Origin of the sequence: Agrobacterium vitis (assembly GCF_014926405.1) — a bacterium.
Classification (GTDB): domain Bacteria; phylum Pseudomonadota; class Alphaproteobacteria; order Rhizobiales; family Rhizobiaceae; genus Allorhizobium; species Allorhizobium vitis_H.
On record NZ_JACXXJ020000004.1, the window covers coordinates 329,036 to 353,630 of the forward strand.

Genomic DNA, 24,595 nt, shown 5'->3' on the forward strand with positions numbered 1-24,595 from the left:
GTCGGCGGATGCGGGCTTTGATGCCGACGGCTACCGCATTCAGACAAAGCTCAACGCGCGGGGAGGCGCATGGCAATGGGACGACCGATATTCACAAGACGTGATTTTATCAAGACAACCGCCGTCAGTGGCGCTGTGCTTGCAACCTCGGGCTTGGCCGCGCCAGCGATTGCTAAGGATGTGGCCATCAAACTTGGCTATGTCAGCCCCCAGACTGGCCCACTTGCTGGCTTCGGCGAAGCCGACAAGTTTGTCATCGATGCGTTTATGACAGCAACCAAAGCCATGGGCCTCAACTATCAGGTCATCGTCAAGGACAGCCAGTCAAACCCCAACCGGGCCGCTCAAGTCGCCAAGGAATTGATCGTTGATGACGAAGTCAATTTGATGCTGGTCTCCTCGACACCCGAAACGACCAATCCGGTCTCAACCACCTGCGAGGGGGAAGGTGTTGCGTGTATTTCCACCGTCGCACCTTGGCAATCCTGGTTCATTGGCCAGCAGGGCAATCCCTCTGATCCGACAGGTTGGAAGCCTTTTAAATATGCCTACCATTTCTTCTGGGGGCTGGAAGATATCATCGCGGTTTACACCGGCATGTGGAGCCAGCTTGTGACCGACAAAAAGGTCGGCGGCCTGTTTCCCAATGATGGTGATGGCAATGCCTGGGGCGACAAGGTTGTCGGCTTTCCGCCAGTTCTCGAAAAGCTTGGCTATTCACTGACGGACACCGGGCGCTACCAGAACCTGACGGATGATTTTTCCGCCCAGATCAATGCTTTCAAGCAGAAGAACACCGATATTCTGACCGGGGTGATGATCCCGCCGGATCTCACCACATTCTGGAATCAGGCCAAACAGCAGGGATTGAAACCGAAGATCGCCTCCATCGGCAAAGCGCTGCTGTTTCCGCAAGCCGTGGAAGCGCTCGGCAATGCTGGTCATAACCTCTCCACGGAAGTCTGGTGGACACCGTCGCATCCGTTTAAATCCTCGCTCACCGACCAAACGTCGGCCCAGGTCGCGGCTGCTTTCTCCAAGGCAACAGGGCGTCCCTGGACGCAGCCGATCGGCTTTGCCCATGCGCTTTTCGAACTCGCCGTCGATGTGATGAAGCGGGCAGAGGATGTGAGCAATGCCGATGCCGTTGCCAAGGCGATTGGCAAAACCCAGCTCGACACACTGGTCGGCCCCATTGCCTGGGGAAGCGACAAGCTGCCACCTTTTGCCAGCAAGAATGTGGCCAAGACACCACTTGTCGGGGGTCAATGGCGGCTCAAGACCGGCGGCGGCTATGACCTTGTGGTGGTCGAAAACGGCCTCATTCCGTCTGTGCCGCTGGGCGGCAAGCTCGAACCTCTCGCGTGAGCGCAAGCGACCCGCTCCGTTACTGCGGAGCGGGTTCGTTTTCAACAGGAGCCTTTGAATGCCAATCCTTGAACTGAGTGGCGTGTCGAAATCGTTTGGTGCCATTGTGGTTGCTGACAACATTGATTTTGCCGTGCAGGAGGGCGAGGCGCTGGGGGTTATCGGACCGAATGGCGCGGGCAAATCCACGCTGTTCAATCTGATCAGTGGCAATCTTTCGGTCGCGTCTGGAACAATCCGGTTTGATGGCCGTGACGTGACGACCATGCCGCCCATGCAACGTTGCTTTGCCGGAATGGGGCGGACTTTCCAGATCCCCCAGCCCTTTGAGCGGCTCACCGTCTTTGAAAATCTCTTGGTTGCGGGTGCCTTTGGCGCTCAGTCCAATGAAGCAGAGATGACCGATTTCTGCGCTGACATTCTTGTTGAAACTGGCTTGATTGCCAAGGCCAATACACTTGCAGGCTCGCTGGGTCTTCTGGAGCGCAAGCGGCTGGAACTGGCCCGCGCACTGGCCACAAAGCCAAAACTGCTGCTTCTTGACGAGATCGCGGGTGGATTGACAGAAGGCGAATGTCGTCAACTCGTCGCCACCATCAAAAGCGTTCACCAGCGTGGCGTTGCGGTCATCTGGATAGAACATGTGCTGCACGCGCTGACAGCAGTGGTGGAGCGCATCCTTGTGCTGAACTTTGGCCGGGTGCTGGGAATTGGCGAACCGCAGACGATCATGGCCTCGCGTGAGGTGCGCGAAATCTATCTGGGTCTGGAGGTGTGATGACCAGTCTGCTCGAAACACGCGGCCTTACGGCATTCTACGGCGATTTTCAGGCTCTGTTCGGCGTCGATCTCAGGCTGGACGCCGGAGAAACGATTGCGGTGATTGGGGCCAATGGCGCTGGAAAATCCACCTTGATGCGCGCCATTGTCGGGGTGCTGGCGTCGGAGCCAGACGCCATCCTGCACCAAGGCCTGCCCATTGGTGCGTTGGCGGCACCCGATGTGATGGGGCGCGGTATTGCGCTGGTGCCGGAAGGGCGCAAGCTTTTCCCCTCGCTCACCGTCGAGGAAAATTTGCTGATCGGCCAATATGGCCGCACGGTCAATGGCCCATGGTCGCTTGCTAGCATTTACGAGCTTTTTCCCGTTTTGCAGGAACGCCGCCACCAACCTGCGACAGCGCTTTCCGGTGGTCAACAGCAAATGGTCGCGATTGGCCGGGCGCTGATGTCCAATCCAGAGGTGCTGTTGTGCGATGAGCTGAGCCTTGGCCTTGCCCCGGTGGTGATCAAGGACATTTATGCCGCATTCCCACGCATCCGCGCCGCAGGTGCTGCAATCATCATTGTCGAACAAGATATTGGTCAGGCGCTGAAACAGGCGGATCGCGTCTATTGCATGATGGAGGGTCGCATCACGCTGACGGGCCGCCCGTCCGATCTCGATCGCAACGACATTCATGCCGCGTATTTCGGAGCCGAATCCCATGAACTGGCTTGATACCATTGTGCAAGGCGCGCTGCTGGGCGGCCTCTACGCGCTGTTTGCCGCAGGTCTCAGTCTGGTCTTCGGCATCATGCGACTGGTCAATCTTGCGCATGGCGACCTGATTGTGCTCGCCTCTTTCCTGATCCTGATGCTCGCCAATACCTTCGGGATCAACCCGTTTCTCGCAGCCCTGATTGCCATCCCGCTGATGTTTGGGCTTGGCTGGATGTTGCAGACCTATCTTTTGAACCGCACGCTCGGCAAGGACATCCTGCCGCCACTGCTGGTCACGTTCGGCTTCTCCATCGTGATCCAAAATGGCCTTCTGGAAGGCTTCACCGCCGATAGCCGCCGTCTTTCGACAGGCGTGCTGGAAACCGCATCGCTGCCTTTGGCGGGATTGAACATCGGTATCATGCCGCTTTTGACGTTCGGATCGGCGATCATCGTCATTATCGCGCTCAACCAGTTGATCTATCGTACCTCGCTTGGTCGGGCATTTCGGGCCACATCCGATGATCCGGTGACAGCTGGCATGATGGGCGTGCGGCCGCACCGTATCTTTGCCATGGCAACAGGGCTTGCCATGGTTGTGGTCACAATCGCGGCTCTCTATCTCAGCACCCGCGCCAATTTCGACCCCACCGCTGGGCCATCGCGGCTGATCTATGCCTTCGAGGCGGTCATCATTGGCGGGCTCGGATCACTGTGGGGCACACTGGCGGGCGGTGTTGTTTTGGGTATCGCCCAAACGCTCGGTGCAGCCATCAATCCCGAATGGCAGATTTTGGCAGGCCATATCGCCTTCTTGATCGTGCTTCTGGTCAGGCCACGCGGCTTGTTTCCACGCGCCAATGATTGAGGATCAGCAGATGACATCCACCAACATCGTCCCGACCCAAGAGAATCCACCAACCGGCTGGCGCATTCAAACACGAACACGGCTGTCTTCAGCCTTTACGATCGGGCTGGTGCTGGTCTTTGCCGTGCTGGCCCTCGCTCCGTTTTTCGTGTCGCGTGGCACAGTGCAAAATCTGTTTTACATCCTGACGATGCTGACATTGGCGCAGAGCTGGAACCTGCTTGCCGGATATGCCGGGCTGATTTCGGTCGGCCAGCAATTGTTTGTCGGTTGTGGGGCCTATGCGCTGTTTGCAATGGTCATTCTGCTTGGCGTCAATCCGCTGATTGCCATTCCGCTGGCGGGCGTTTTCGCCATGATCGTCGCATTGCCCACCGCCCTCTTCACCTTCCGTCTCCACGGCTCCTATTTCGCCATCGGCACCTGGGTGATTGCAGAAGTGGGGCGGCTGGTGTTTGCCCAATGGAAAACGCTGGGCGGCGGCACGGGAGCATCGCTGCCAAGGGAGGCCACCCGCGATATGTTTGGCGTCTCCACCATCAGCACAGTGTTCGGCATGAAACCGGCTGTTGCACTGGATTCACTGGCCTATTGGCTCGCATTGTTGTTGACGGGTTTCACCATCGTTTTCGTCTATCGGCTGTTGCGCAGCAAGCAGGGGCTTGGCCTTGCTGCAGTGCGCGACAATGAAACAGCGGCAACGGCACTCGGCGTGGACGCCCTTCGTCTGAAGTTGACGATTTATCTTCTCACAGCAGCCCTGACCGGCATGACTGGCGCACTGATCTATCTTCAGAAAGCCCGAATTTCACCCGATGCCGCCTTTTCACTCACCGATTGGACCGCCTATGTACTGTTTATCGTCGTGGTGGGTGGGATCGGCACCATCGAAGGGCCTATCGTTGGCGTGATCATTTTGTTTTTCCTGCAAAATCTCCTGTCAGATTTCGGCTCATGGTATCTTTTATTGCTCGGTGCACTGGCAATTTTGACAATGCTGTTTGCACCGCGCGGTATCTGGGGCCTGTTCTCAGAGCGCACCGGCATTGAGTTTTTCCCGGTTCGACGGCTGTTGCGCGGTGGAACGAAAAACAAAAACTGACCTCACCGACAAGCAGTGCAAGGATCAGCTCACCCCCAAATCCCCAGATCCCTCTTCTACCCCGATCTCAAAGGCATTGAGGGTCATAGCAACAAACGTGTAGTAACCAACCACACCCACGAGTTCCGCTAGGCCCGCTTGCCCCAGCGCCGTCACAGCCTCGTCATGGAGTGGGCTTGGGATGAAGCGGGTCTCCAATAATGTCTTGGTATAACAATAGACGATGCGGGCTTTGTCGCTTGGAAAGGCTGGAATGGCGCGTGTTCGGATTGCCTCGATGACGTGCGGTTCAATGCCCGCTTTCAACGCTTCCCGTTTATGCGCATCCCATTCGAAAATAGCGCCCCAATCTCGCGCAACCACAAGAATCGCAAGTTCGGACAGATCAGCACCAAGCTCTGTGTTATAGCGAACGAATTCACCAAGACGTTGCGCCCTTGCGCCCAATTCAGGGCTGTGGATCCACGCCCTGAGCGGTGCTGGAATGTGACCGCGTCGGCCAGATTTTGCTTCCTCGGCCACAATTTGCTGTGCCGGAGACATGTCTTCCAATTGTAGATCGGTCAAACGCATGCGCGTATTTCCTGAGTGTCACGAGAGCAGGAGGGCTTTCGCCTGAACTTCACGGTTGCCGCGCATGGATGTTTCGATCTGCCGGGCCGCATTCATCGCCATATCGATCAGCAATGCTTTTTCCATAAGATCAAAACGCGAGCGCGTTGTTAAAATCACCAGAGCCGCCGGGTCGAGTGCGTCACCGACAGGGACCGGAACCGCGATGCCTGCGGCATTCGGGTCAAGCTCACCGATCGAGACAACATGGCCGTCATTTCGATATTTCAGCATTTGCTTTCGAAATTCTGGCCATGTGGCTCCAAGCCCCGCCTCGGCTATTTCCGCCCCATAGAGATCATAGAGCTTCTTGAGTTGCGAAGCTGTCATGGACGCCAGCAGAACCTTTGATCCGCCACCGCGAAACAGCGGCATCGGCCGGCCGCGACCAAAAGCGATTTGACCTGTTTCATGCGCCAACTCCTGGTGAACGGCCATTATCTTCGTACCATACATGCTGGCCAGCAGCACATCACAGCCCGATTCCTGCGCCACCCGCACCATAACCGGCCGACATGCAATCAGCAGCGGGTCGCACTGGCGGATATAGTAATCAAGCTCAATCACGCGCGGACCAAGAGAATAGCCCCCCTCTGCGCGACGCAACAATCCAGCGTCACAGAGTTCCTTCACATAGCGATAGCCGGTGGGACGAGAATGCCCGCAATATTGTATGATCTCGTCGGCTGACCAAATAGGCCTATCAACCGAAAACAGATCAAGGATCAGCAGCATTTTTGTTAGACTGGACATGCGGGCTCGCGTGTAGAGTTGTTTGCGCCGATCCGTGTGGGCCATCGCACCGTTGCGACACACCTATCCCACGCAAAGAGACTCGACCCAAAAAATTGCACGCTAATCATCGAAGCGAAGGTGTGCAAGGTGCCCACCTCCCTCCCCGGCTCACATCATGAACTGACGGGCGCATGTTTGCCTGTCAGTTGAACCGCTGGGCCCTTCACGCCTTTCGCCATAAGCTCAACACGTGTTTCGCGTGGCCAGGTTCTCTTCAGGTCATCTTGCACGTTGATCGCCAGTCGACCAAGGCCTTCGACTTCCAACTCAACGCTATCTCCATCCTGAAATGCATTGAGACCCCGGTGATTGGTGCCTGTGGCCACGACATCGCCCGGCTCCAAAGCCTGGATATGGCTTAGCCACTCAATGCAACGCGGGATCTTGTGCGCCATGTCATCGGTGTTGAAATCCTGCTTGAGCGTGCCATTGACCCAAAGGCGAACCTGCAGGGATTGCGGATCCGGGATTTCATCGGCGGTGACGATCCAGGGACCAATCGGAGCAAACGTGTCACGCGATTTCATCTGAAAATAATTGTTCTTTTCAGGAAGTGTGCCACGCGCTGAACCATCGATAAAATTCACATAACCGAAAACATAGTCGCGCCAGTTTTCAGCAGAAACCTGATGCGCACGCTTGCCGATCACCAAAGCCAACTCGGCTTCCCCTTCAAAGGTCCTTGCGGGAATATCCGGCAGGACCATGGTTCCGCCCGGCCCGATGATAGCTGTCGGTGCCTTGTGAAAAGCATTGATGGCGGGCGGCTCCGCAAGTGTTCCGTCCTCCATGTAGTTGACGGCCATGCAGACGATATTGCCGGGCTTCGGCAGCGGCGCTCGCAGCTCAACAGATGCCAGGCTGATGGGTTTGCCGGCGTCTGCAGCGGCTTCCAACGCGCTGCGAAACTCATCAAACCGCTCGATCAGTCCTTGCATGAGGTCCTGTGGCCCCACATGCGCAATTGTCTCGACTGCGGACGAAACGTCGATGATGACATCACCTCGCACGACGCCAAGTTTGTAGGAATCGAAAAATGCAAGTTTCATGAAGATGATCTCTAAGCTAGAGTTTATCGAGGATAAAATGGAACCCGGCTTCCTGAAAAGACAAACGAAAACAAGACAATCCAGACTCTGTCCGGCTCAATCTGAGCCGGACAGAATCCAGTGCCACGTCAACGCGCGCCTGATTGCCGATCCGGCACTTTGCGCCGAAGCGTTATTGGGTTTCCAAGATCTTCTGCTTCAGCTTTTCATTGAAACGATCGCGCCACTCATGCAACGGCTGGAAGTCTTCATGCGCACGATTGGTTGCCTCGGATATGCGATAAATCTCATCGGCAGGAAGGGTAAAATCGACCGGATCGGCACAAGGCTGTTTGACATACCATTCCGTGTCGGTGAAATATTCCAGCCGGTTGCCTTCAGGATCAGGGAAATAGATTGACCAGGCAATGCCGTGGCTGACGCAGCGCATTTCCTTGGTGCCAGCATCGACAAGCCGGCGATGGACTTCACGCACTTCTTCGAGCGTGTCCAGCTTGAACGAAAGCTGCTGCACCTGCGGGGTGTCACTGGTCCGGCCACCGAATAGCGCAATCTGATGATGCTCCTCGATGTTGCGGCTCAAGAAGCACATTCTGCCCGGCACTTCATCTGTGACGATAAACCCGAGCACATTGATGTAATATTCACGCATGAGCGCAAGATCGTGGACGAAAAGCCCGACATGGCTGATGGAAACCTGTTGCATTCCTACCTCCCTGAAACTCATTTTTGATAACAGAACGATATTCCCAATATCGAATGACACATCAATCTCACAAATTGAGATTAACGTCAATATCGCTATGGCGCTTTCATCGGCAAAATTGCAGACATGGTCTCGCCATTCGACAAAAGCGCATCCAAGGCAGCCTGGGCAATGCGTTCATCCTGATGGGACTGAACCCCAGACACGCCGATTCCCCCCAAGCACCATTTTTCCACCATGATCGGAAGCCCACCCTGAATCGGCAATCCGTATGAAAGTTTGAGAAAAACGGGCCTTTCTCCGATCCTTTCCTCCATATCCTTTGATTTTCGCCGGGAAATTGCCGCCATTTTCGCTTTTCCGATGGCGATTTCGCTGGTGGCAGAGCCGGTGCCATCCATGCGCTCAAGACGAAGAAGAGCGCCACCTTCGTCAACAATGGCGATTGTGACACTCCAACTGTTTGCTTCGGCGCATCTGCGGGCTGCCTCACACATCAAAATTATGTCGATTTCATTCAGGTGTGGCCTCATATGCATGTGTCGTTTTCTCCTCGGAAATGAAAGTCTATCGGAAAATCAATTAAATCTCACAATATTAGATTAATTGACATTTTTAAAGAGGCGTGCCAAATCTTTGAGCGTCGCTGACGCGTCGCGACCTCACTCTGGGGGGAGTTCATGTTTTTCCGCGGTCATAAAATCAATCTGGCTTCAATGCGCCCGGGCAGGACTTCGTCCTTCCTGCAAGCAGATGGCAGCCAAGCCAAGCTCTTCAAGAACACGCAAAGGGAACCCATCGATGACCACGTTGATTGACGACGTTTCCAAACGGATCGCTTCAGGAGCACCCTTTCGGCAAGATCCCCTTGTTTCGCAGGGCCTGTCTATCCACGCCCTCGACACTATCGGTGCATGGATTGCAGGGCGTGCGACACGAGAAGGCCATCGTCTTTCACGGCTCAGAGATGAGAAATCCCAATCATTGGCACCACTGACGCGCTCAACACTGGACACGATTGCTCTGAGGGTCGCCACCGCACGGCTCAGCGAGGTGGACGATGTGCATATGCCCTCATGCACAACGCCGGGCGCGATTGTGGTTATGACGGCTTTGTCTTTGATGGCCGATCTGGCGGATCGTGCTGACACCATTCTGTTTATCGATGCACTCCACGCGGGATATGAGATCATGACCCGCCTTGGCGAAGCGGTGTCCGGTCCTGATATCTTACACAAGGGCATCTGGCCCACCTATCTGCTTGCACCGGTCACAACAGCCGCAGTCACCGCAAAGCTTTTGGGCTTGGATTGGGAAAGGACAGCGCATGCCCTGGCCATTGCGCTTTCCACGTCGAGTGGAAGGCCGGGCGGCAGCGTGAGTGGCGGGGTGGTTGGCAGCGCGGGAACCTCTGCGCGTTGGTTGCTCGCGGGCCTTGCCGCAAAAACGGGCTGCATCGCCGCCCTCAGTGCCTCGAAAGGCTTCAATGGCGATAGAAGCTTCATGGATGGAGAGTGGCCCGCCCGAAGCCACGGCGTAACATTACAGAAGGATATTCTCCTGAATGTCTTTGAAGGTCAGGCGGCCGTCCTTGGCACCAGTATCAAACCTTATTGCGCAGCGAAGCACGCCATAGCCGCCATCGACGGCTTTCAAATGCTTCTGAAACAGGGTGTTCCGCTTGACACTGTGACCAAGGTTGTTGTGAAAGCCCCGCCCGTGCATGCTGGCATGATTGGCCATCATGATGTCAGTTTGAGCCGCCTTTCTCGCATTACCAGTTGCAGCTACAATCTAGCACTGGCGGCATTTTGGCCGGATAAATTGCTCGATATCGAGCGAACCGATGCCGTGGCTGATCCAGCGGTGGTGGAGTTTGCAAAAAAGGTGGAGGTTGTTGCCGATCCTGAACTGGCGCGCCAATGCCCTCAGAATTACCCCGCGAGCATCGATCTTTTCATTAACGAACGGGCTATTGCTTCAATTGCCATATCGGACGCCCTCGGCGACCCCGCCAAACCCTTCGATCTTGATTTGGCACGAGGAAAATTTCGCCGTCTCGCACGCGGCATCATCCGTGAAAGCCTGGCGATGCACATCGAGCAATGCTGTCTGGACTTGAACAATCCAACGGCTGGGCCGGAACTGGCGGCGATCATGACGGAGATAGACAATTCACTGGCACCCAAAACGGTGGCAGACCATGACAGGGAAGACATGCAAAACGCCGGAATCATATCGGCCGCAGAACTGGAGAGGAGAGATTATGGTAGGGTCAGTTGATGTCGTCATTGTAGGGTTGGGTCCAACAGGTGCCACCTTGGCGAACCTGCTGTGCAGCATGGACCTGACGGTATGCATCGTTGAGGCCGATGAAACGATGTTTACGCTGCCGCGCGCGACCCATTTTGATGGGGAGGTGATGCGGGTGTTTCAAACAATCGGACTTGCAGACAAGATCAAGCCCGACACACATGTCAATCCCGGCATGACCTTTATCAACGCACAGCACGAAGTCATCCTGCACTGGCCGCGTCCCGCCGAAGTGGGGCCACAGAACTGGCATGGAAGTTATCGCTTTCACCAACCCGCACTGGAAACGGTGTTGCGGGAGGGCCTCAATCGCTTCCCGCACGCGAAGGTGTTATCGGGCTGTGAAATCGTTTCACTCAAACAGGGCGAAGACGGCGTTGTAGCACAATACCGCACGCGCAAGACTGGCGAGACCGCATCAATCAAAGGCCGCTACCTTGTTGGATGTGACGGCGGACGATCACCTGTTCGTGGCATGATCTCGAGCCAGCTTGAAGACCTCGGAAGCCATGAACGTTGGATCGTGGTCGATCTGCTGATGAACCGGGATGTTGACGGCCTGACGGACGGTACGGTTCAATTTTGCAACCCGGTGCGCCCCACGACATTCATGCGCTGCGTCAAAAATCGACGCCGATGGGAATTTATGGTGATGCCCGGGGATGATCTTGAACAGCTTCTGACGCCTGAGGGGATTTGGGGTCTTCTATCGCCCTGGCTCACACCCGATGATGGGGAGATCGAACGCGCCGTGACATATTTCTTCCACGCCGTCATGGCGAAGCCATGGCGAGTGGATCGGGTGCTTCTTGCCGGAGATGCCGCGCACCAGACACCACCTTTTCTTGGTCAGGGGCTTTGTGCTGGCATCAGGGACAGTTCCAATCTCGCCTGGAAGCTCGCCCATGTGATCAAAGGCATAGCATCGGAGGAGCTCCTCGATACGTATGAACAGGAACGAGCACCACACGTTCGCAAATATATCGAGAATGCCATACAGATCGGCAGTATCATTCAGACAGTTGACCCTGAACTGGCGCGCGCGAGAGATGAGAATCTGGCAAAGGGTGGGCGGTTTATCACCTCAATCAACGCACAACTTGGCGATGGACTTCATGGATCAGAACCGCTCCCGGCGGGAATGATTTCGCGGCAACCGATCCTGACGTCCGGTCGCCCGCTAGACGACGTGGTCGGCAATGCTTTCGTGGTTCTTGGTGCGCAGGGTGTGTTGGATAAGGTGTCGCAAGACACGCAAAGGCGATGGCATGACATCGGCTTGGTCTGCCTTGCTGATGAGGGCGGCGACTATTTGGCTGAGATTGGTGCGATGGCCATTATCATTCGGCCCGACCGCTACATTTTGGGGATCGCCAATAGCCCGCAAGACCTTGATCGTATCTCAGAATTGCTTCCCACTTGGGGGCAGCAGACAGACATGATTGAGATGACCGCTCAAGGGTAAATTTTCCATAGGCAGCCTTCTTGAGGCCGTTCAGCGTCACCGATCTGGATGCTGAATGGCCTCGATTTCATTGGATCTGACTTTCAATATGGATCGGATGAAATGGAAAATATGCAACGACTATAAAACATGATAGCGTTGGCACTCTCGATGGTGCACAACGCTATAATAGAAAACAGATAAGCCTTGCTCAGGGGTATCGAACACGGCCATAAAGCCGTATCCGATCATTTTTCGCACAAGATTTTTAGACCTGCTCTGCCTTGATCGAATTGCGCAAGATGCCAATTTCGGAGATCTCGACTTCAACAATGTCTCCATCCTTGAGGAAAAGTTGCGGGTTGCGGCGAACGCCGACGCCACCGGGCGTTCCCGTAACAATCACATCACCCGCTTCCAGCGGGGTAAAGATTGAGCAATACTCGATAATTTCCGGGATAGAGAAAATCATCTGGCTGGCGTCCGCACTTTGGACTTCTTGTCCGTTAACGCGTGTCTTGAGGTGCAGCGGCGCGTTGTCAGGAATTTCGCCGCGCGTTGACATCCATGGGCCAAAGCCACCCGTTTGATACCAGTTCTTACCCGGCGTCCATTGCCCGGTGTGGCCCTGCCATTCACGAATACTGCCGTCATTATAAGGCGCATAGCCGGCAATATGGCTCCAGGAATCGGCCTGCGATATCCGGCGACCGGGTTTACCAATGATGATTGCGATCTCCCCTTCATAGTCAAATGTATGGGACTCGGGCGGAGCCACCAAAGGCTGCATGTGGCCAATCTGGCTGGCTGGGAACCGCGCAAAAACCATCGGCTTCTTGCTGGGGTCTCTGCCAATTTCAGAGCGGTGCGCCTCATAATTCACGCCAATACAGATGATTTTTGGCGGGTTGGGGATGACCGGAAGAAACGTAATATCCGTTAACGCATAGTCCGGCTTTACCCCGACACATGCAGCTTCAAGTTCAGGGAGGGCATCTGCTTCAAGGACCGCCAGAAGATCTGCATAGCGCCCTTCAAACTTGCGCCCAAGATCGATAACGCCGTCATCAATGACAGCACCGAAGCTTTTGCGGTTCTGGGTTTCAAAACTCAGTAGTTTCATGTCTTAAGCACTCCTGTTTGTACCGGTTCTGGGATTGAGCATTCACCGTTGACCGGCAATCAAAGTCTTCCGGTCGCGGGGAGTGGAAACTCCTCCAGGAACGGCGCATATTCTGGCTCCAGATCAATCTCGATGGCCGCCATGACGCGAACGAGACCGGTATATTCGCCGATGGTGACCAGCAGATCCACGAGGTGCTCGCTGCTAAGGGCTTGTGCGAGTTGATCGAAACGCTCCCCGGAGAGCGTGATGTGATCTGTGAGTTCTCTTGTTGCCGCCAGCACCACCCGCGCCAGCGGCTCCAGGTGGGTCTCACCACCTTCGCTCTCCACGCCAATCGCCCGGATATCGTCCCGGCTCACCCCAAAGGAAAGCGCCACATCAACGTGATGCGCCCATTCATAGGCAGAGCGAGTGCTGTAGCCGACTTGCAAGATTGCCAGTTCGCGCAGGCGTGGGTTCAATCCACTTTGATGGCGGAAATACATTCCCCTTGCTGCAACAAGGTTCGCTAGGACAGGACTATGGGCAACGGCCCGCGTAATATTCGACGTCATGCGCGGGATGTTGCGATGCTCGGGCTGGAGATCCTCCATTCGCAAATATTTTATGCGTCCCATAGCCTTATGCCCCCAAGCTTCGTTTTGCCTCGCCCAGTGCCTCTCCAACAATCGAAGCTGGATCATAACCAGACGATGCGAATGCGATGAGGTCCGGCTGATAATTGGACTGCGAGCAAATCAGGAAGGCGTCCCGCTCAAGGCCTTCAATCAAGACCTTTGCGGCATGTTCTGCCGGCACACGCACAGTGCGCCGCGTCGGAACACCGATGGAAAACTCTTCTGGTGCAGGCATTCCCGGCGGCGGGGTCGGTGGGATGCCGCCCGGCATCTCGGCGGTTGCCGTAATCCCGGGGCAGAAAACCGAGATGCCGACACCGGTTCCGCTTAGGGCATGCGCATAGGCATAGCTCAAGGAAATCTGGGCGCCTTTTGAGGTGATATAGGGGCCCATGAAACGGATGGGAGGATCAGGGAGCAGCGCCAATGCAGACGAGGTGTTGACGATGTGGCCCGTGTTGCGCTCCAGCATTCCCGGCAAAAAAGCCTTGATGGTGCGAAGATAGCCCAGCACATTGACATCGAATGCGGCTTGAAACTGATCGAGACCAACATTCAAGATAGAGCCGGTGACCGGAGGCTTGGCGGCGTTGTTGATGAGGATATCGACCACACCGCAGCTGCTTTCGACCTGTCGCTGCAAGTCAGCGACCTCCTGATCGTTGGCGAGATTACAGCGGAAGGCCACCGCCTTGCCGCCGGGCACGGATTTGGCCGCTTCTTTCGCGCCGTCCTCGTTGATATCCACGATAACAACCCGGGCACCCAACTGGCCAAGGCTTCGTGCAGTCGCGCGACCGATGCCGGTCGCTGCACCCGTTATGAGTACCAATTTGCCGTCGAATTTCATCCGTTGCATCCTATGTTACAGCTACAGCCTATTGTTTTCGTTTGTCTTTTCAGAGAGATCAGAGCCCATTTTTCCTTGACAAACTCTAGGCAGCCGGTGTTTCACCCAGAAGGGAAATGAAAGCGCCCCATGAGCAGGCGTCAGCCGTGGCGTCATAGCCAAAGCCGGGACCAGCCTCATGAATATCGGGATCGGTGAAACCGTGACCGACCCCCCCGAAGAGGCACAGTTGGTAGTTAACACCTGCGGTGCTCATGTCCTGCTGGAAGCCGTGTATTTGGCTCATCGGCGAAAAAGGGTCGGCATCTCCGACACAAACCATCAGCGAGGTGTTGATGGCTGCCGCACCACGCTCGCTTGTGAGTGCGCCATGGAAGACGGTGGCGCTTTTTATCGGCGCACCCGACCTTGCAAGTTCCAGCCCGCACCAGCCACCGAAACAATAGCCAGCGACCGCGATGGCCCCGACATCCAGCCCGGCGGCGTCAGCGAGGGCTTGCAACCCGGCTTCGACACGCGCCAGCAACAGATCGGGTTGTGCTTTCAGTGCGCCCACCAAGGCACGCGCCTGCGCATGCTCTTTCACCAGCTGCCCTGCCCCATATAAGTCCGCAGCGAAGGCGTGATAGCCAAGGCTCGCCAGCATGTCGGCGCGTCTGCGCATATGGGGTCCGAGCCCAGGAGCTTCATGCAACAACAGAACGCCGGCTTTGGCGGCGCTGTCTCCGGCCGCATAATATCCGATACATTCTGTATCTCCGGCGTCATAACGCCGCTCAACACCCCGCATCTCAAACACCTCCCCGTGTTAAGCTATTGATGATCGGCAGGCCAAAAACCATGGCGTGAATGCCCATGCTCGATATCTGTTTGCACACATCGAGCACTTCCCGCGCGCTTGCGCCATGCTCCAGCGCTGCCCGCACATGTTGACGCACACCGACCGGATTGAGTTGTGTGACCTGCGCATGAACCGCAAGCGCGATCAGATGCGCCTCCTTCATCGACAATGTCGCATCCGGGCCCCGCATTGGGGCGGCCGCGAAATTGAGCCAGCATTGATAGAATTTCGGATCAAGCTTTATTCCGGCCTGAACTTCTTCCAAGACGGCCCCGAAAACGGCGAGATGCTCCTTGCGCACCATCGAAGCTGACGGCTCATCGACAACAATTTCCCCGGGTGCGAACTCGGCAATTGCTTCCGCGGCAAGCAGATAAGAGTGAATGCCCATCGCGCTGACCGTTGCGACCACGCAAAGAAGCTCTGACGGGCTAGCCCCCAATTCCAGTGCCTGCCGGGCGTGGTTTTTAAAGCCCTTTTCGAACATATGTGTGGGCGAACAATTCGTTGCCACATAGATCAATTCGCGCATTTTTGGCGATATCGACCCTTGCTCGTCGGAATAGACGGAGAAATCGAGATAGGCCGCAACATAGGCTGGTGAGTAGGAAAGCATCGCCTCCCAGTCATCATGCCAGTGACCACGCCGACGTTTAAACTCCGCACGGATCCAGTCTGGATCGAGCGACGACCCTGCTGATGTCAAGATGGTCTCCATGGCAGTCAGAACGGGCTGAGCGGGGCAAGCCCGAAGTGAAGGCGTGCGGCGTTGACGGCGGTGCGCGACCGTTGCTGAACAAAATGGGTTTTCTGCACGGCCGCGTCTCGATAGATACGGGCAAGCATGGATTGCTTGGCCCCGGTGCTCGTGCCCGCCGTGGTGAAGATGATTTCCAACCCGTCCCACGCAAGGCGGCAGGCCTCCTGGGCGGCAGCAAAGAGCCGTCTGTCGGTCTCTTCGGTGAAACCCTCGCCAGTTTCCTGGTGCAGGCTGCACGCTTCGAGATAGCGTTCCGTCACCTTCAAAAGCAGCGCTTCGGCGGAATCGATCTTGGTTTGGGCATCGCCATAATATTGCTGGAACTCGTGGCTCTCGTACAAGCGCTGCTTTGATGAGAACCGCATCGGCTTGTTGCGTAAAATGTCTTCGAAAATATCGAGCGCACCCTTTACAGCGCCGACGACAACCGCACCCAGCTCAATCACAAAATACGATGCTTTGCGACCGTTATACATTGGGTTTGCATGCACAGCCGCGCCACGCTCGCCCCGCCACATGACGATGGGAGCGGTGCGATATTCCGGCACGAACACATCCTTGACCACAAGCCGGCGAGAACCGGTGCCCTGCATCCCAATCATGTCCCAGTTATTGACGATTTCATAATCAGAACGGTCAACCAGCATCAATCGGGGCGTCATACTGCCGTCGGCTTCCGGCGTCAGACCACTGACCATGGCGTGGGTTGAGACATCGCAACCCGATGCATAGTCCCAGCCGCCGCTGACACGAAATCCGCCCTTTTCAAGCGTCACCGGAACCGGCGATCCAACCGAGGGACACCGGTAATCTCCGTCATCGCCATAGGCTTCGATCTGAGCACGTTCGCTGAAATCAGCCAGCATGATGGGATGGCCGGACACAAGCGCAAGAACCCAGCCGCTCGAAGGGCAGCCGCGGGCGATTTCCATCATCACCTTCACGTAAGTGGTCAGGTCAAATTCGTAGCCACCGAAACGACGCGGCTGGACAACACGATAGAACCCAGCCCGCATGAACTCCTGATGAGTAACCTCCAGCAGGCGCCCACCGGCCTCGGCATCCGCCTGGCGCGCTCTGAGTGTGCCGATCATGGCCGTAGCTCGCGCGATCATCTCATCTGGCTGCAAGTTCGGCTCCGGCGGCTCCAATCCAACAGTTTCGAACTTTCGCTCAACATTTACCATTAACGCACCTCACCCTCCGCATGAGCCCTCGCAATTGGGACGAGTACTCTCCTGAGGATGATTTGAAACCCGCCATTGGCAATCGACAACAAGGGTCAAGGCCATGTCCGGTATGTGTACACGGATACATCTGCCGGACGCCTGCGTCAGCCAAGATGTAGGGTGCTGCTGAAGGCTTTAGTGTTCAAGTCACGCAGTTAAATGGTTAATTGCGCCCGTCTCCGATATTCGGAACGTTCTCGATATCAAGAGGTCGCCCAATGAGGCTGTTTCCATTTCATTCCACACATCCTCGGTATGGCCGAGCCATCCTGGCCGCATGCTCGCTTATCCTATGCATGAACGCGGCGTTTCCCATCTACGGTGCAAGCGTGATCAACACGTCCATGGTCACATCGCTGGGCTGGGATCGCAGTCTCCTCGGGCTGCTCGTGTCCGTCAACATGGCCGTTACCGGCATTACAGCGCCGCTCGTCGGATCCGCAGTCAATCGCTTTGGTGCACGCCTCGTGCTGATCGCAGGCAGCCTGTTGTTGCTGCTTGGAGCGAGCGCAATGGCTTTCTGGGTTGAAAAGCCCTGGCAGGTCGTCGTTGCATTTGGCATCCTCATGGGCTTGGCCATGAGTGCTGGTGGTTTCGTTGCCAATCAGGCTTGTGTCGCAGCCTGGTTTGATAAAAAGCGGGCTCGGGCCTTTGCGGTGCTTTATGCCACAATGGGCGTTGGCGGTTTTGTTGCGGCACCGCTGATTAGCCGGTCCATTGCCCTTAGCGATTGGCGCGCCGGATGGCTGGTCTTCATCGGTGCCGGAGCCTTGGCTTTGTTTCTGGCAATCTTCGTTGTGCGCGATACGCCACCGGGCGCAAGCGATGCCAATGTTGCGAAATTCGCACAATTCGATGCTTCGGGAGATCAAAAGGGCTCGGTCTACAAATCACCGGCACTGTGGCTGGTGATCACATGCATTGTCACGGCTGGTGCCGGATGTTCATTCTATATCGCCCATGGCTTGGCGCTTCTGCATGATTCCAGCTTTGCCCCGACGGATGCTGCAGCATCACTATCCTTGATGGCCGCCTCGACCTTGCTGGGCAACTTCGCCGTTGGAGCCTTCAGTGAGCGTTTGGGAACCCGCAATATTCTCGCGGCTGGCCTCCTTGTCTTTGCTTTTGGTATATTGACACTCGGTTACGCTCATAATTCAATCATGCTCTATGCCTATGCCGTATTGTTGGGCGCGGGCTATGGTGCGGTGCAGGTGAGCTCAATGGCCCTGCTGAGCGAAACCTTTGATTCACGGCATTTTGCTGCGGTCTCCGGCTTTGCAATTTCAATGATGACGATCGCAAGCGCTGTCGCGCCAATCGTTGTCGGACAGTTGTTCGATCACACCCACACCTATATGCCGAGTGTCCTGACCATTGCCGCGCTGAATGGTATTGCCGCAGTGCTGATGGCCACCAATCGTCGGGCTTTTTTGTCCGGCACCCCCCAGGTACACGCCACCTAAATGGTTGAGGGGCGGCGCCCGCGCCCGCCCGGCCTTACAGGCGTGGTTACGCACTCGTAACGGGATCAGGTTGCGATGAAAGAACAGGAGAAGGTCGACGGTGGCGAAAGCCATGTCGGCCTTCTCCTGTTTGGGCAGGCCACTTCCACGGAACCCTATTCTGCTGAGTGCCGACACAACCCCATGCCAATCAAACTGGTTGAAGCCTCGACACCACAACCGTGCTTGATAACCCCATCCGACCTTCATTGGTTTGCCGCTTGCTCCGAGCATTTCGAGGAGCTGAATGAACAGCTGCGTCACTTTTTGATGTTTGTCATGAACCGTCAAAACCCTATCGCTGCATGTCATCCACAAAGAAAAACCGCCGCTCTTGCGAGCGGCGGTTCAAATGACCCGGTATTGAAATCCTGTTCAGATCTCAGGCTTCTTCAAACTTGTCCTTCAGCCCCTGCAAGGCACCGGAGATGTCGCTGCCAATTCCTTTTTCTGCCATTTCCTGGATCGCACTCGGCACGTCAACAGCAATGCTATACTCAACTTTAGAGCCCGCACCTGACTCACCCACAACGAATGTCGCCAGAAACCCTTCAAGCTTCGGCGCACCTGGAGGCAGATCCTGGTTCGGAACCATTTCGTAAGCAAGTGTGCGCTTTTCATTGTCAAGCACAGCAATGCGATCAAGGATGGTGTTGCCGCGCTTCATCTTGACAATGCGCTCACCCTTGGCTGGCCCCGGAGCCGTAGATTCAATATGGGGCTGCCAAGCATGAAAATTGTAAAAATCGCTGATGAACGTCCAGACTTCCGCAGCGGGTGCCTTCAATTCGACTGACTGAGATAGTTTCATTGTCTTCTCCCTTGTTATTTCCGTCCCGGAACGAAACGGAAGATTAAAAAAATCGTCCCCACCTTTGTTCACGCCACCGCCTGATACCGACCCAATGGCGGCATCAGGCCGCTCACATCGCCTCTAGTGATTGTGCAAATGTGATGTCGATCGGTGTCAGCGCACGAATTTCATCTGGCGTGAATCCTTCTGCAATCGCAGTCACTTCAAAGCCATTTCCCTGACGCACCAGCAGCGCAAGGTCAGTCACCACCGTATCGACACACGCAAGCGCGCTGAGCGGATAGGAGCATTCGCGCACAAATTTTGGCTTACCCTTGCCATCGCAATGTTCCATGAGAACGATAACCTTGCTCCCGGACGACGCGAGATCCATAGCGCCGCCAATGCCGCCACCGGACTGGCCCGGTACGGCCCAATTGGCGAGATCACCCTTTTCACTGACCTGATAGGCCCCCAAAAGAATCGCGGACAGCTTTCCTGATCGCGCAATTTCAAAGGAGGCTACGCTGTCGAACAAGGCACCACCGGGTCGCATTTTGATGAAGTTTCCTGCCGCATCGAAAAAATCGACATCGAATTGCGTAGGATCCTGCAGCAGATCGTAACCGAGAGCCCCATTCTCCGCGTGAAGAAAGATGGATTTGTCCTGCGTGTGCGCAGCCACCAGCGTGGGCAGGCCTGAGCCAAGATTGACATAGGCACCTTCGGGCAAGAGTACAGCAGCACGTTTTGCCATATTCGTCCGGGTTAAGGCTGGTTTGCCGAAATATTCCCGCCCACTCTCAGGCGCACGGCGGCCCATCCGGCCCGCAGGGGCCGGATATTTGGCAACCGTCTGCACGACGCGCGAAACAAAAATCCCCGGCAAGCCGACGCGTTCGGGCGAGATTTCGCCAGCTTCAACAATGTGCTCCACCTCAACGATGGTCAATTTCGCCGCCCTGGCAAAGCTGGCATGAAAATGCGCACTGCTGCCGCGAAATTCGACATTGCCGAAACGGTCAGCGCGGTATCCACGGATCAGCGCAACATCAACGGGCAGAGCATGTTCGAGAACATAATCCCGCTCGCCAAAGCGCCGTACTTCCTTGCCGTCCTGAAGAGGAGTTCCGACAGTGACGGGGCTATAGAAAGCAGGCAAACCGGCACCCGCCGCCCGCAGTCTCTCCACGAGAATGCCCTGTGGCACCATCTCAAGTGCAATCTCGCCTGCCGCAATCTTTTCCTCTTCCGGCGAAGGCATGCCCGGACGGACAGAGAAAGACAGAACAAGCCTGCTCACCTGACCGTTCTGAACAAGTATCTGCGGGCGAAAATCGCCTCCTGCACCCAGAGAATTCGCGATGATGGCGAGATTCTTGGCCCCTTGTGCCTGCAACGCCAACACCAGGCTGTTGGGATAGGAATGGCCAACGCCAAAGCCAGCAATTGCAATCGATGCGCCGTCCTTGATATCCGCAACAGCGTCACTGGTACTTTCGAAGACCTTGTTCAATGCCTCCTCCTTCCACTACATCTAAAATTGAATTCGGCAAATCAGGCCGGTGTGAATCGTGGGAGAGCGGTGGCGTCGCTGCTATTGTGAAACACGACCTTTACGCGCTGACCTATGCGCAGCGTTTCCCGGCTATAGTCGACGAGGTTACTGAGCATGCGCACGCCCTCATCAAGGTCGATCAGCGCAAGAATGTAGCCCGGCGTCTCACGATAGGCACCCTCACCTTTCATGACGTCCGTGAAGCTATAGATTTCGCCCAAGCCGGACGCTTCACGCCAGTCAAGCTCAAAGCTACCGCACGCGGTGCAGAATGCTTTTGGATACCAAACCGGCTTCGCACAATGCGTACAGAACGGCAGCAGCAGCTTGCCTTTCCGGGCATTCGTCCAGAATGGTTCTGTTTCCGGGAAAACCACCGGAACAGGAATGGGAAGCGCTTGCGCTTCTTGACGGTCTTCCATCACGCGTCCTCCTGACCCAACACCAGCGTAACGCTGGCGTGCCGCGACATGCCGCCGCCGGTTCCGTGCGCCAGTGCTATGGTGCAGTTTTTAACCTGTGTATTTGGATTGGCTTCGCCCCGCAGCTGGCGCACCGCTTCGATGGTTCGCACCATACCGCCTTGATAGCCAGGATGGTTGTTGCAGAGGCCGCCGCCATCGGTGTTGATCGGGAGCAGGCCATCAAGCCCCAGCGCGCCGCTGGCAACGAATGCACCACCCTCACCTTTCGCGCAAAAGCCGAGATCCTCCAAAGTCATAATGACTGTGATTGTGAAGGAGTCATAAATCGAGGCATAGCGAACGTCTCGAGGGCTGACACCCGCCTCAATGAATGCACGGGGTCCTGAAAGCGCCGCTGCCGTGCTGGCAAAATCGCTTGGGCCATCTCCACCATGCCGGATCGCTTCGGCATGACCCAAAAGCTTCACGCTCTGGCGCTTCAAGCTGCGCGCAATTTCAGGAGCAACAAGAACAAGAGCGCCGCCACCATCGGTCACGACGCAGCAATCGAGCCGATGAAGGGGATCCGCAATGATTGGTGAATTGACAACATCGTCGATTGAAACGGGCTTGCGCAACAACGCATTTGGATTGTGTTGCGCATAGGCCGCCGCCGCAACTTTGACGGCGGCGAGCTGCTCTGCCGTCGTGCCGTATTCATGCATATGCCGACGCGCAGCCAGCGCATAAATGGCCGCATTGGTTTCGCCATAGACTGTCTCGAAGGGGAACTCCGGGGTATCCGCAGTATGCTTGGCACCGCGAATAACACCCCGCACCTTGGCCCCTTGCGTGACAAGGGCAACCTTGCACTTTCCTGCGGCAATGGCAGCAGCGGCATGGCCGACATGCGCCATATAGGAGGAGCCACCGGTAAAGGTGGAATCGATGTAGTTCAATCTCAGGCCGAGATATTCGGCCATGGAAATGCCACCGAACCCCAACTGACCATTGCTGAAATAACCATCCACGTCTTTGATGGACAGGCCTGCGTCATCAAGTGCGCCCATCGCACATTCTGCGTGGATTTGCTGCACGGAATGGTCAGGCAGATTACGGCCCGGATGCTCGTAGGCCCCAACAATGAAGGCCTTGCCACGGATACTCATATCATCTCCCCAATGTTTACGCAGGCAAGTGTTTGGTGAACAAACGACCAAAAGCCTCGGGGCTATCATTCAACCCAGCATTGCGCAGGCACCACCAGAGCATTGCCTGATTGCTGGTCAGCACAGGCACACCAAGATCACGCTCAAGCGTGGCGACGATATCGATGACGCGAATGGCCGTGCAGCTGAGGAAGTAAACGTCGGCACCGCAACCTGCATGGTCCAGCGCCCAGCGATACCATTGCCCCGGCTCCACCGACGACATCGCCTTGCCTTCATCAAGGTCGCGCCCCACAGCGCGGACCACCTCAAAACCGTGATGTTGGAGAAATGCCGTCTCACGCTCGACGACGGATGAAATATAGGGGGTGATCAGCGCGATGCGCTTGGCACCGAGAGCCTTGAGGCCTGCAATCACACCGTCTGCGGTGCTGGTCGCAGGCCGCGCCGCAATCTTTTCGATCCGCTGGCGCAGCATATTGCCCATTTCCACGTCGAACGTTGATACGGCCGTGCAATTGAAGACAATGCGATCGACGCCTGCGTCGCACAGCAAGGGAACTGCACCTTCGATTTGCCCCGTCATTCCCAAGAGTTCTTCACGGCTACTGCCGGCGAGCTTGAGCCGGGTCGTCAGGAGCGAAACCCCCTGCGGAAGCATCCGCGTCAGTTCCGGCTCGGCCACCGGGTTGCTCGACGGCAACAGCATGCCCAAACTCAGACGCCAGCCATAACCTTTGCCCCGCCCCGAATTGGTTTCTGCATTTGCCATGTTCGCTCCCGGAATAGACATGCGCTTGACGGCGCACCAATGGGCGTATTTCTGACCGTGACACGGCCTAGAGCCAACTCCCATGTGGCGCTCGTCCGCCTGGTGTCTGACCCATCCAATCCACAAAAGTTGCCGTTATGGGCACCGTCCGCTCTTGAGCGCAAAGCATATTGACAGACGTTAAAATGAGTGCCCATTTTGACGCGGGAGGAATAACAACATGTCAGAAAACATCAGAGCTTTGTCCCGTGGACTCAATGTGCTTGAGTTTCTCAGCGAAACCGGCGGCGCGACCAGACAGGCCACGGTTGCCCATTTCGGGCTCTCGCGACCCACGATCTATCGTTTACTCGGTACCCTTGAAAAAAGCGGCCTTATCTCGCTTGGTGACGATGGTGTCTATCGACCGACCATTGCTACGCGCGCCCTCAAGGAAGGGTTGACGGATGACGTATGGGCGCTCTGGGCGGCTGAGCCCATTCTGCTCGAGTTACAAAAGGAAGTGGTCTGGACCAGTGAGATCACCACCTTCGATGCTTACAGCTGTACAATGCTCAAGCGCGATACAACCCACTCACTAAACCCCTATCATATCAACCTGCTGGATTTTGATGACAACCACCGATCAATGCTGACAAGTGCATGCGGTCTTGCCTATTTGGCCTTCTGCCCCCAACAACAGCGGGCGCAGATTCTCGATCATCTCGGACATTTTGGCGATCGGACCCATTCCGATAGTCAGCGGCCCGATAGTCAGCGAGGTGCCGGTGCCCACACTCGAAATTTGATCAACAAAGTTATTAGTGATGGTTACGCTGTCGAGCAACGAAACTCGTATCCACTGATCGCGGCCATCGCCGTTCCCATTCGTTATGACAATCGTGTGCTTGCATGTCTGAGCATTGTTTGGCTTCCGCGTGCTGTAAAGCTGCAGGATGGCATCACTCAGTTTTTACCGGCTCTCAAGCGAGCACAATCTTTCATTGAACAAAAGCTCCTGGACGATGCATCAATTGAATATGATACGAATTTTACTGCCAAATATGTCCATCATGAGCAACAGCACGAGCTGATTTAATCGAAATCCTATCCGTTTATTTTTTAAGTTTCAGGCAATAATCGAGGCAAGACACAAAACCAAAATCGTCGTCTGGCGGTAAACCGGACGACGAAAAATAGTCTCTCGGAATGCGAACATTCAGCAATCAGAAGCTTATATGAGGCGGCTTTGG

The 24,595-nt window shown here is 55.8% G+C and carries 25 protein-coding genes; 9 read left to right on the forward strand and 16 right to left on the reverse strand.

Going from position 1 to position 24,595, the window contains the following annotated elements; all coding sequences use genetic code 11:
• Positions 1–87: 87 nt before the first annotated feature.
• From IEI95_RS10040 to IEI95_RS10060, 5 genes are read left to right on the forward strand one after another with little or no spacing between them, the layout of a single operon-like run.
• Positions 88–1,368, forward strand: coding sequence for an ABC transporter substrate-binding protein (locus IEI95_RS10040; protein ID WP_194416429.1), 1,281 nt, complete (start codon positions 88–90; stop codon positions 1,366–1,368).
• A 58-nt stretch (positions 1,369–1,426) separates the two neighbouring features.
• Positions 1,427–2,146 carry an ABC transporter ATP-binding protein gene (locus IEI95_RS10045; RefSeq protein ID WP_156534768.1) on the forward strand — a complete coding sequence of 240 codons (720 nt, stop codon included), beginning with the start codon at positions 1,427–1,429 and terminating at the stop codon, positions 2,144–2,146.
• Positions 2,146–2,868: an ABC transporter ATP-binding protein gene (locus IEI95_RS10050; protein WP_156537461.1), complete on the forward strand. Its 723-nt coding sequence runs from the start codon at positions 2,146–2,148 to the stop codon at positions 2,866–2,868. Before IEI95_RS10045 ends, IEI95_RS10050 begins: the two co-directional genes overlap by 1 nt.
• Entirely contained in the window at positions 2,855–3,718 is an 864-nt protein-coding gene (locus IEI95_RS10055) for a branched-chain amino acid ABC transporter permease (RefSeq protein ID WP_156534765.1), read from the forward strand. The genes IEI95_RS10050 and IEI95_RS10055 overlap by 14 nt, the downstream gene beginning before the upstream one ends.
• Before the next feature lie 10 nt (positions 3,719–3,728).
• Positions 3,729–4,820 (forward strand): branched-chain amino acid ABC transporter permease, encoded by a 1,092-nt coding sequence (locus IEI95_RS10060; protein ID WP_156537462.1) that lies wholly within the window; start codon positions 3,729–3,731, stop codon positions 4,818–4,820.
• A gap of 24 nt (positions 4,821–4,844) precedes the next feature.
• Here the strand turns inward: IEI95_RS10060 and IEI95_RS10065 are convergent, their stop codons facing one another.
• The 5 genes from IEI95_RS10065 to IEI95_RS10085 all read right to left on the reverse strand — a co-directional run bounded on the left by IEI95_RS10065 (position 4,845) and on the right by IEI95_RS10085 (position 8,521).
• The gene (locus IEI95_RS10065) at positions 4,845–5,393 is read right to left on the reverse strand and encodes a carboxymuconolactone decarboxylase family protein (protein WP_156537463.1); all 549 of its coding nucleotides are present in this window, start codon (positions 5,391–5,393) and stop codon (positions 4,845–4,847) included.
• An 18-nt stretch (positions 5,394–5,411) separates the two neighbouring features.
• Entirely contained in the window at positions 5,412–6,185 is a 774-nt protein-coding gene (locus IEI95_RS10070) for an IclR family transcriptional regulator (protein ID WP_156534761.1), read from the reverse strand.
• A 155-nt stretch (positions 6,186–6,340) separates the two neighbouring features.
• Positions 6,341–7,276, reverse strand: coding sequence for a fumarylacetoacetate hydrolase family protein (locus IEI95_RS10075; protein WP_156534759.1), 936 nt, complete (start codon positions 7,274–7,276; stop codon positions 6,341–6,343).
• 172 nt (positions 7,277–7,448) lie between these two features.
• On the reverse strand, positions 7,449–7,982 hold the full coding sequence (locus IEI95_RS10080) for a VOC family protein (protein WP_156534757.1): 534 nt from the start codon (positions 7,980–7,982) through the stop codon (positions 7,449–7,451).
• Positions 7,983–8,077: 95 nt separating this feature from the next.
• A complete protein-coding gene (locus IEI95_RS10085) occupies positions 8,078–8,521 on the reverse strand; it encodes a heme-binding protein (protein WP_156537465.1) in 444 nt (147 codons plus the stop codon).
• 262 nt (positions 8,522–8,783) lie between these two features.
• On the opposite strand from IEI95_RS10085, the gene IEI95_RS10090 reads away from it, so the two are divergent.
• Together IEI95_RS10090 and IEI95_RS10095 are read left to right on the forward strand one after the other, a co-directional pair.
• Positions 8,784–10,265 carry an MmgE/PrpD family protein gene (locus IEI95_RS10090; protein WP_156534906.1) on the forward strand — a complete coding sequence of 494 codons (1,482 nt, stop codon included), beginning with the start codon at positions 8,784–8,786 and terminating at the stop codon, positions 10,263–10,265.
• Positions 10,249–11,760, forward strand: coding sequence for a bifunctional 3-(3-hydroxy-phenyl)propionate/3-hydroxycinnamic acid hydroxylase MhpA (locus IEI95_RS10095; protein ID WP_156534753.1), 1,512 nt, complete (start codon positions 10,249–10,251; stop codon positions 11,758–11,760). The genes IEI95_RS10090 and IEI95_RS10095 overlap by 17 nt, the downstream gene beginning before the upstream one ends.
• A 247-nt stretch (positions 11,761–12,007) precedes the next feature.
• On the opposite strand, the gene IEI95_RS10100 is transcribed toward IEI95_RS10095, so the two are convergent.
• The 6 genes from IEI95_RS10100 to IEI95_RS10125 form a co-directional block, all read right to left on the reverse strand.
• Positions 12,008–12,862, reverse strand: coding sequence for a fumarylacetoacetate hydrolase family protein (locus IEI95_RS10100; RefSeq protein WP_156534751.1), 855 nt, complete (start codon positions 12,860–12,862; stop codon positions 12,008–12,010).
• A 59-nt stretch (positions 12,863–12,921) separates the two neighbouring features.
• Positions 12,922–13,419, reverse strand: coding sequence for a carboxymuconolactone decarboxylase family protein (locus IEI95_RS10105; protein WP_234891083.1), 498 nt, complete (start codon positions 13,417–13,419; stop codon positions 12,922–12,924).
• A gap of 67 nt (positions 13,420–13,486) precedes the next feature.
• Positions 13,487–14,332: an SDR family NAD(P)-dependent oxidoreductase gene (locus IEI95_RS10110; protein WP_156534747.1), complete on the reverse strand. Its 846-nt coding sequence runs from the start codon at positions 14,330–14,332 to the stop codon at positions 13,487–13,489.
• Positions 14,333–14,417: 85 nt separating this feature from the next.
• The gene (locus IEI95_RS10115; protein WP_156534745.1) at positions 14,418–15,122 is read right to left on the reverse strand and encodes a dienelactone hydrolase family protein; all 705 of its coding nucleotides are present in this window, start codon (positions 15,120–15,122) and stop codon (positions 14,418–14,420) included.
• A gap of 1 nt (position 15,123) precedes the next feature.
• Entirely contained in the window at positions 15,124–15,879 is a 756-nt protein-coding gene (locus IEI95_RS10120) for a carboxymuconolactone decarboxylase family protein (protein ID WP_234891082.1), read from the reverse strand.
• A 17-nt stretch (positions 15,880–15,896) separates the two neighbouring features.
• Entirely contained in the window at positions 15,897–17,063 is a 1,167-nt protein-coding gene (locus IEI95_RS10125) for an acyl-CoA dehydrogenase family protein (protein ID WP_234643932.1), read from the reverse strand.
• Positions 17,064–17,380: 317 nt separating this feature from the next.
• Here IEI95_RS10125 and IEI95_RS10130 point away from each other — a divergent pair, with 317 nt between their 5' ends.
• Complete coding sequence (locus IEI95_RS10130; protein ID WP_081355359.1) at positions 17,381–18,628, forward strand: MFS transporter; 1,248 nt, start codon at positions 17,381–17,383, stop codon at positions 18,626–18,628.
• Between the two features lie 421 nt (positions 18,629–19,049).
• On the opposite strand, the gene IEI95_RS10135 is transcribed toward IEI95_RS10130, so the two are convergent.
• The 5 genes from IEI95_RS10135 to IEI95_RS10155 are packed head-to-tail and all read right to left on the reverse strand — an operon-like array spanning position 19,050 to position 23,363.
• The gene (locus IEI95_RS10135; protein WP_197433162.1) at positions 19,050–19,550 is read right to left on the reverse strand and encodes an SRPBCC family protein; all 501 of its coding nucleotides are present in this window, start codon (positions 19,548–19,550) and stop codon (positions 19,050–19,052) included.
• Positions 19,551–19,590: 40 nt separating this feature from the next.
• A complete protein-coding gene (locus IEI95_RS10140) occupies positions 19,591–20,976 on the reverse strand; it encodes a 3-oxoacid CoA-transferase subunit A (RefSeq protein ID WP_156534743.1) in 1,386 nt (461 codons plus the stop codon).
• 41 nt (positions 20,977–21,017) lie between these two features.
• Positions 21,018–21,440, reverse strand: a complete 423-nt coding sequence (locus tag IEI95_RS10145) for a Zn-ribbon domain-containing OB-fold protein (protein WP_156534741.1) — start codon at positions 21,438–21,440, stop codon at positions 21,018–21,020.
• On the reverse strand, positions 21,440–22,591 hold the full coding sequence (locus tag IEI95_RS10150) for a thiolase domain-containing protein (RefSeq protein ID WP_156534739.1): 1,152 nt from the start codon (positions 22,589–22,591) through the stop codon (positions 21,440–21,442). Before IEI95_RS10150 ends, IEI95_RS10145 begins: the two co-directional genes overlap by 1 nt.
• 16 nt (positions 22,592–22,607) lie before the next feature.
• A complete protein-coding gene (locus tag IEI95_RS10155; protein ID WP_156534737.1) occupies positions 22,608–23,363 on the reverse strand; it encodes a maleate cis-trans isomerase family protein in 756 nt (251 codons plus the stop codon).
• Between the two features lie 220 nt (positions 23,364–23,583).
• Between IEI95_RS10155 and IEI95_RS10160 the strand changes: the two genes are divergently transcribed.
• Positions 23,584–24,441, forward strand: coding sequence for a helix-turn-helix domain-containing protein (locus IEI95_RS10160; protein WP_156534735.1), 858 nt, complete (start codon positions 23,584–23,586; stop codon positions 24,439–24,441).
• Positions 24,442–24,595: the final 154 nt, after the last annotated feature.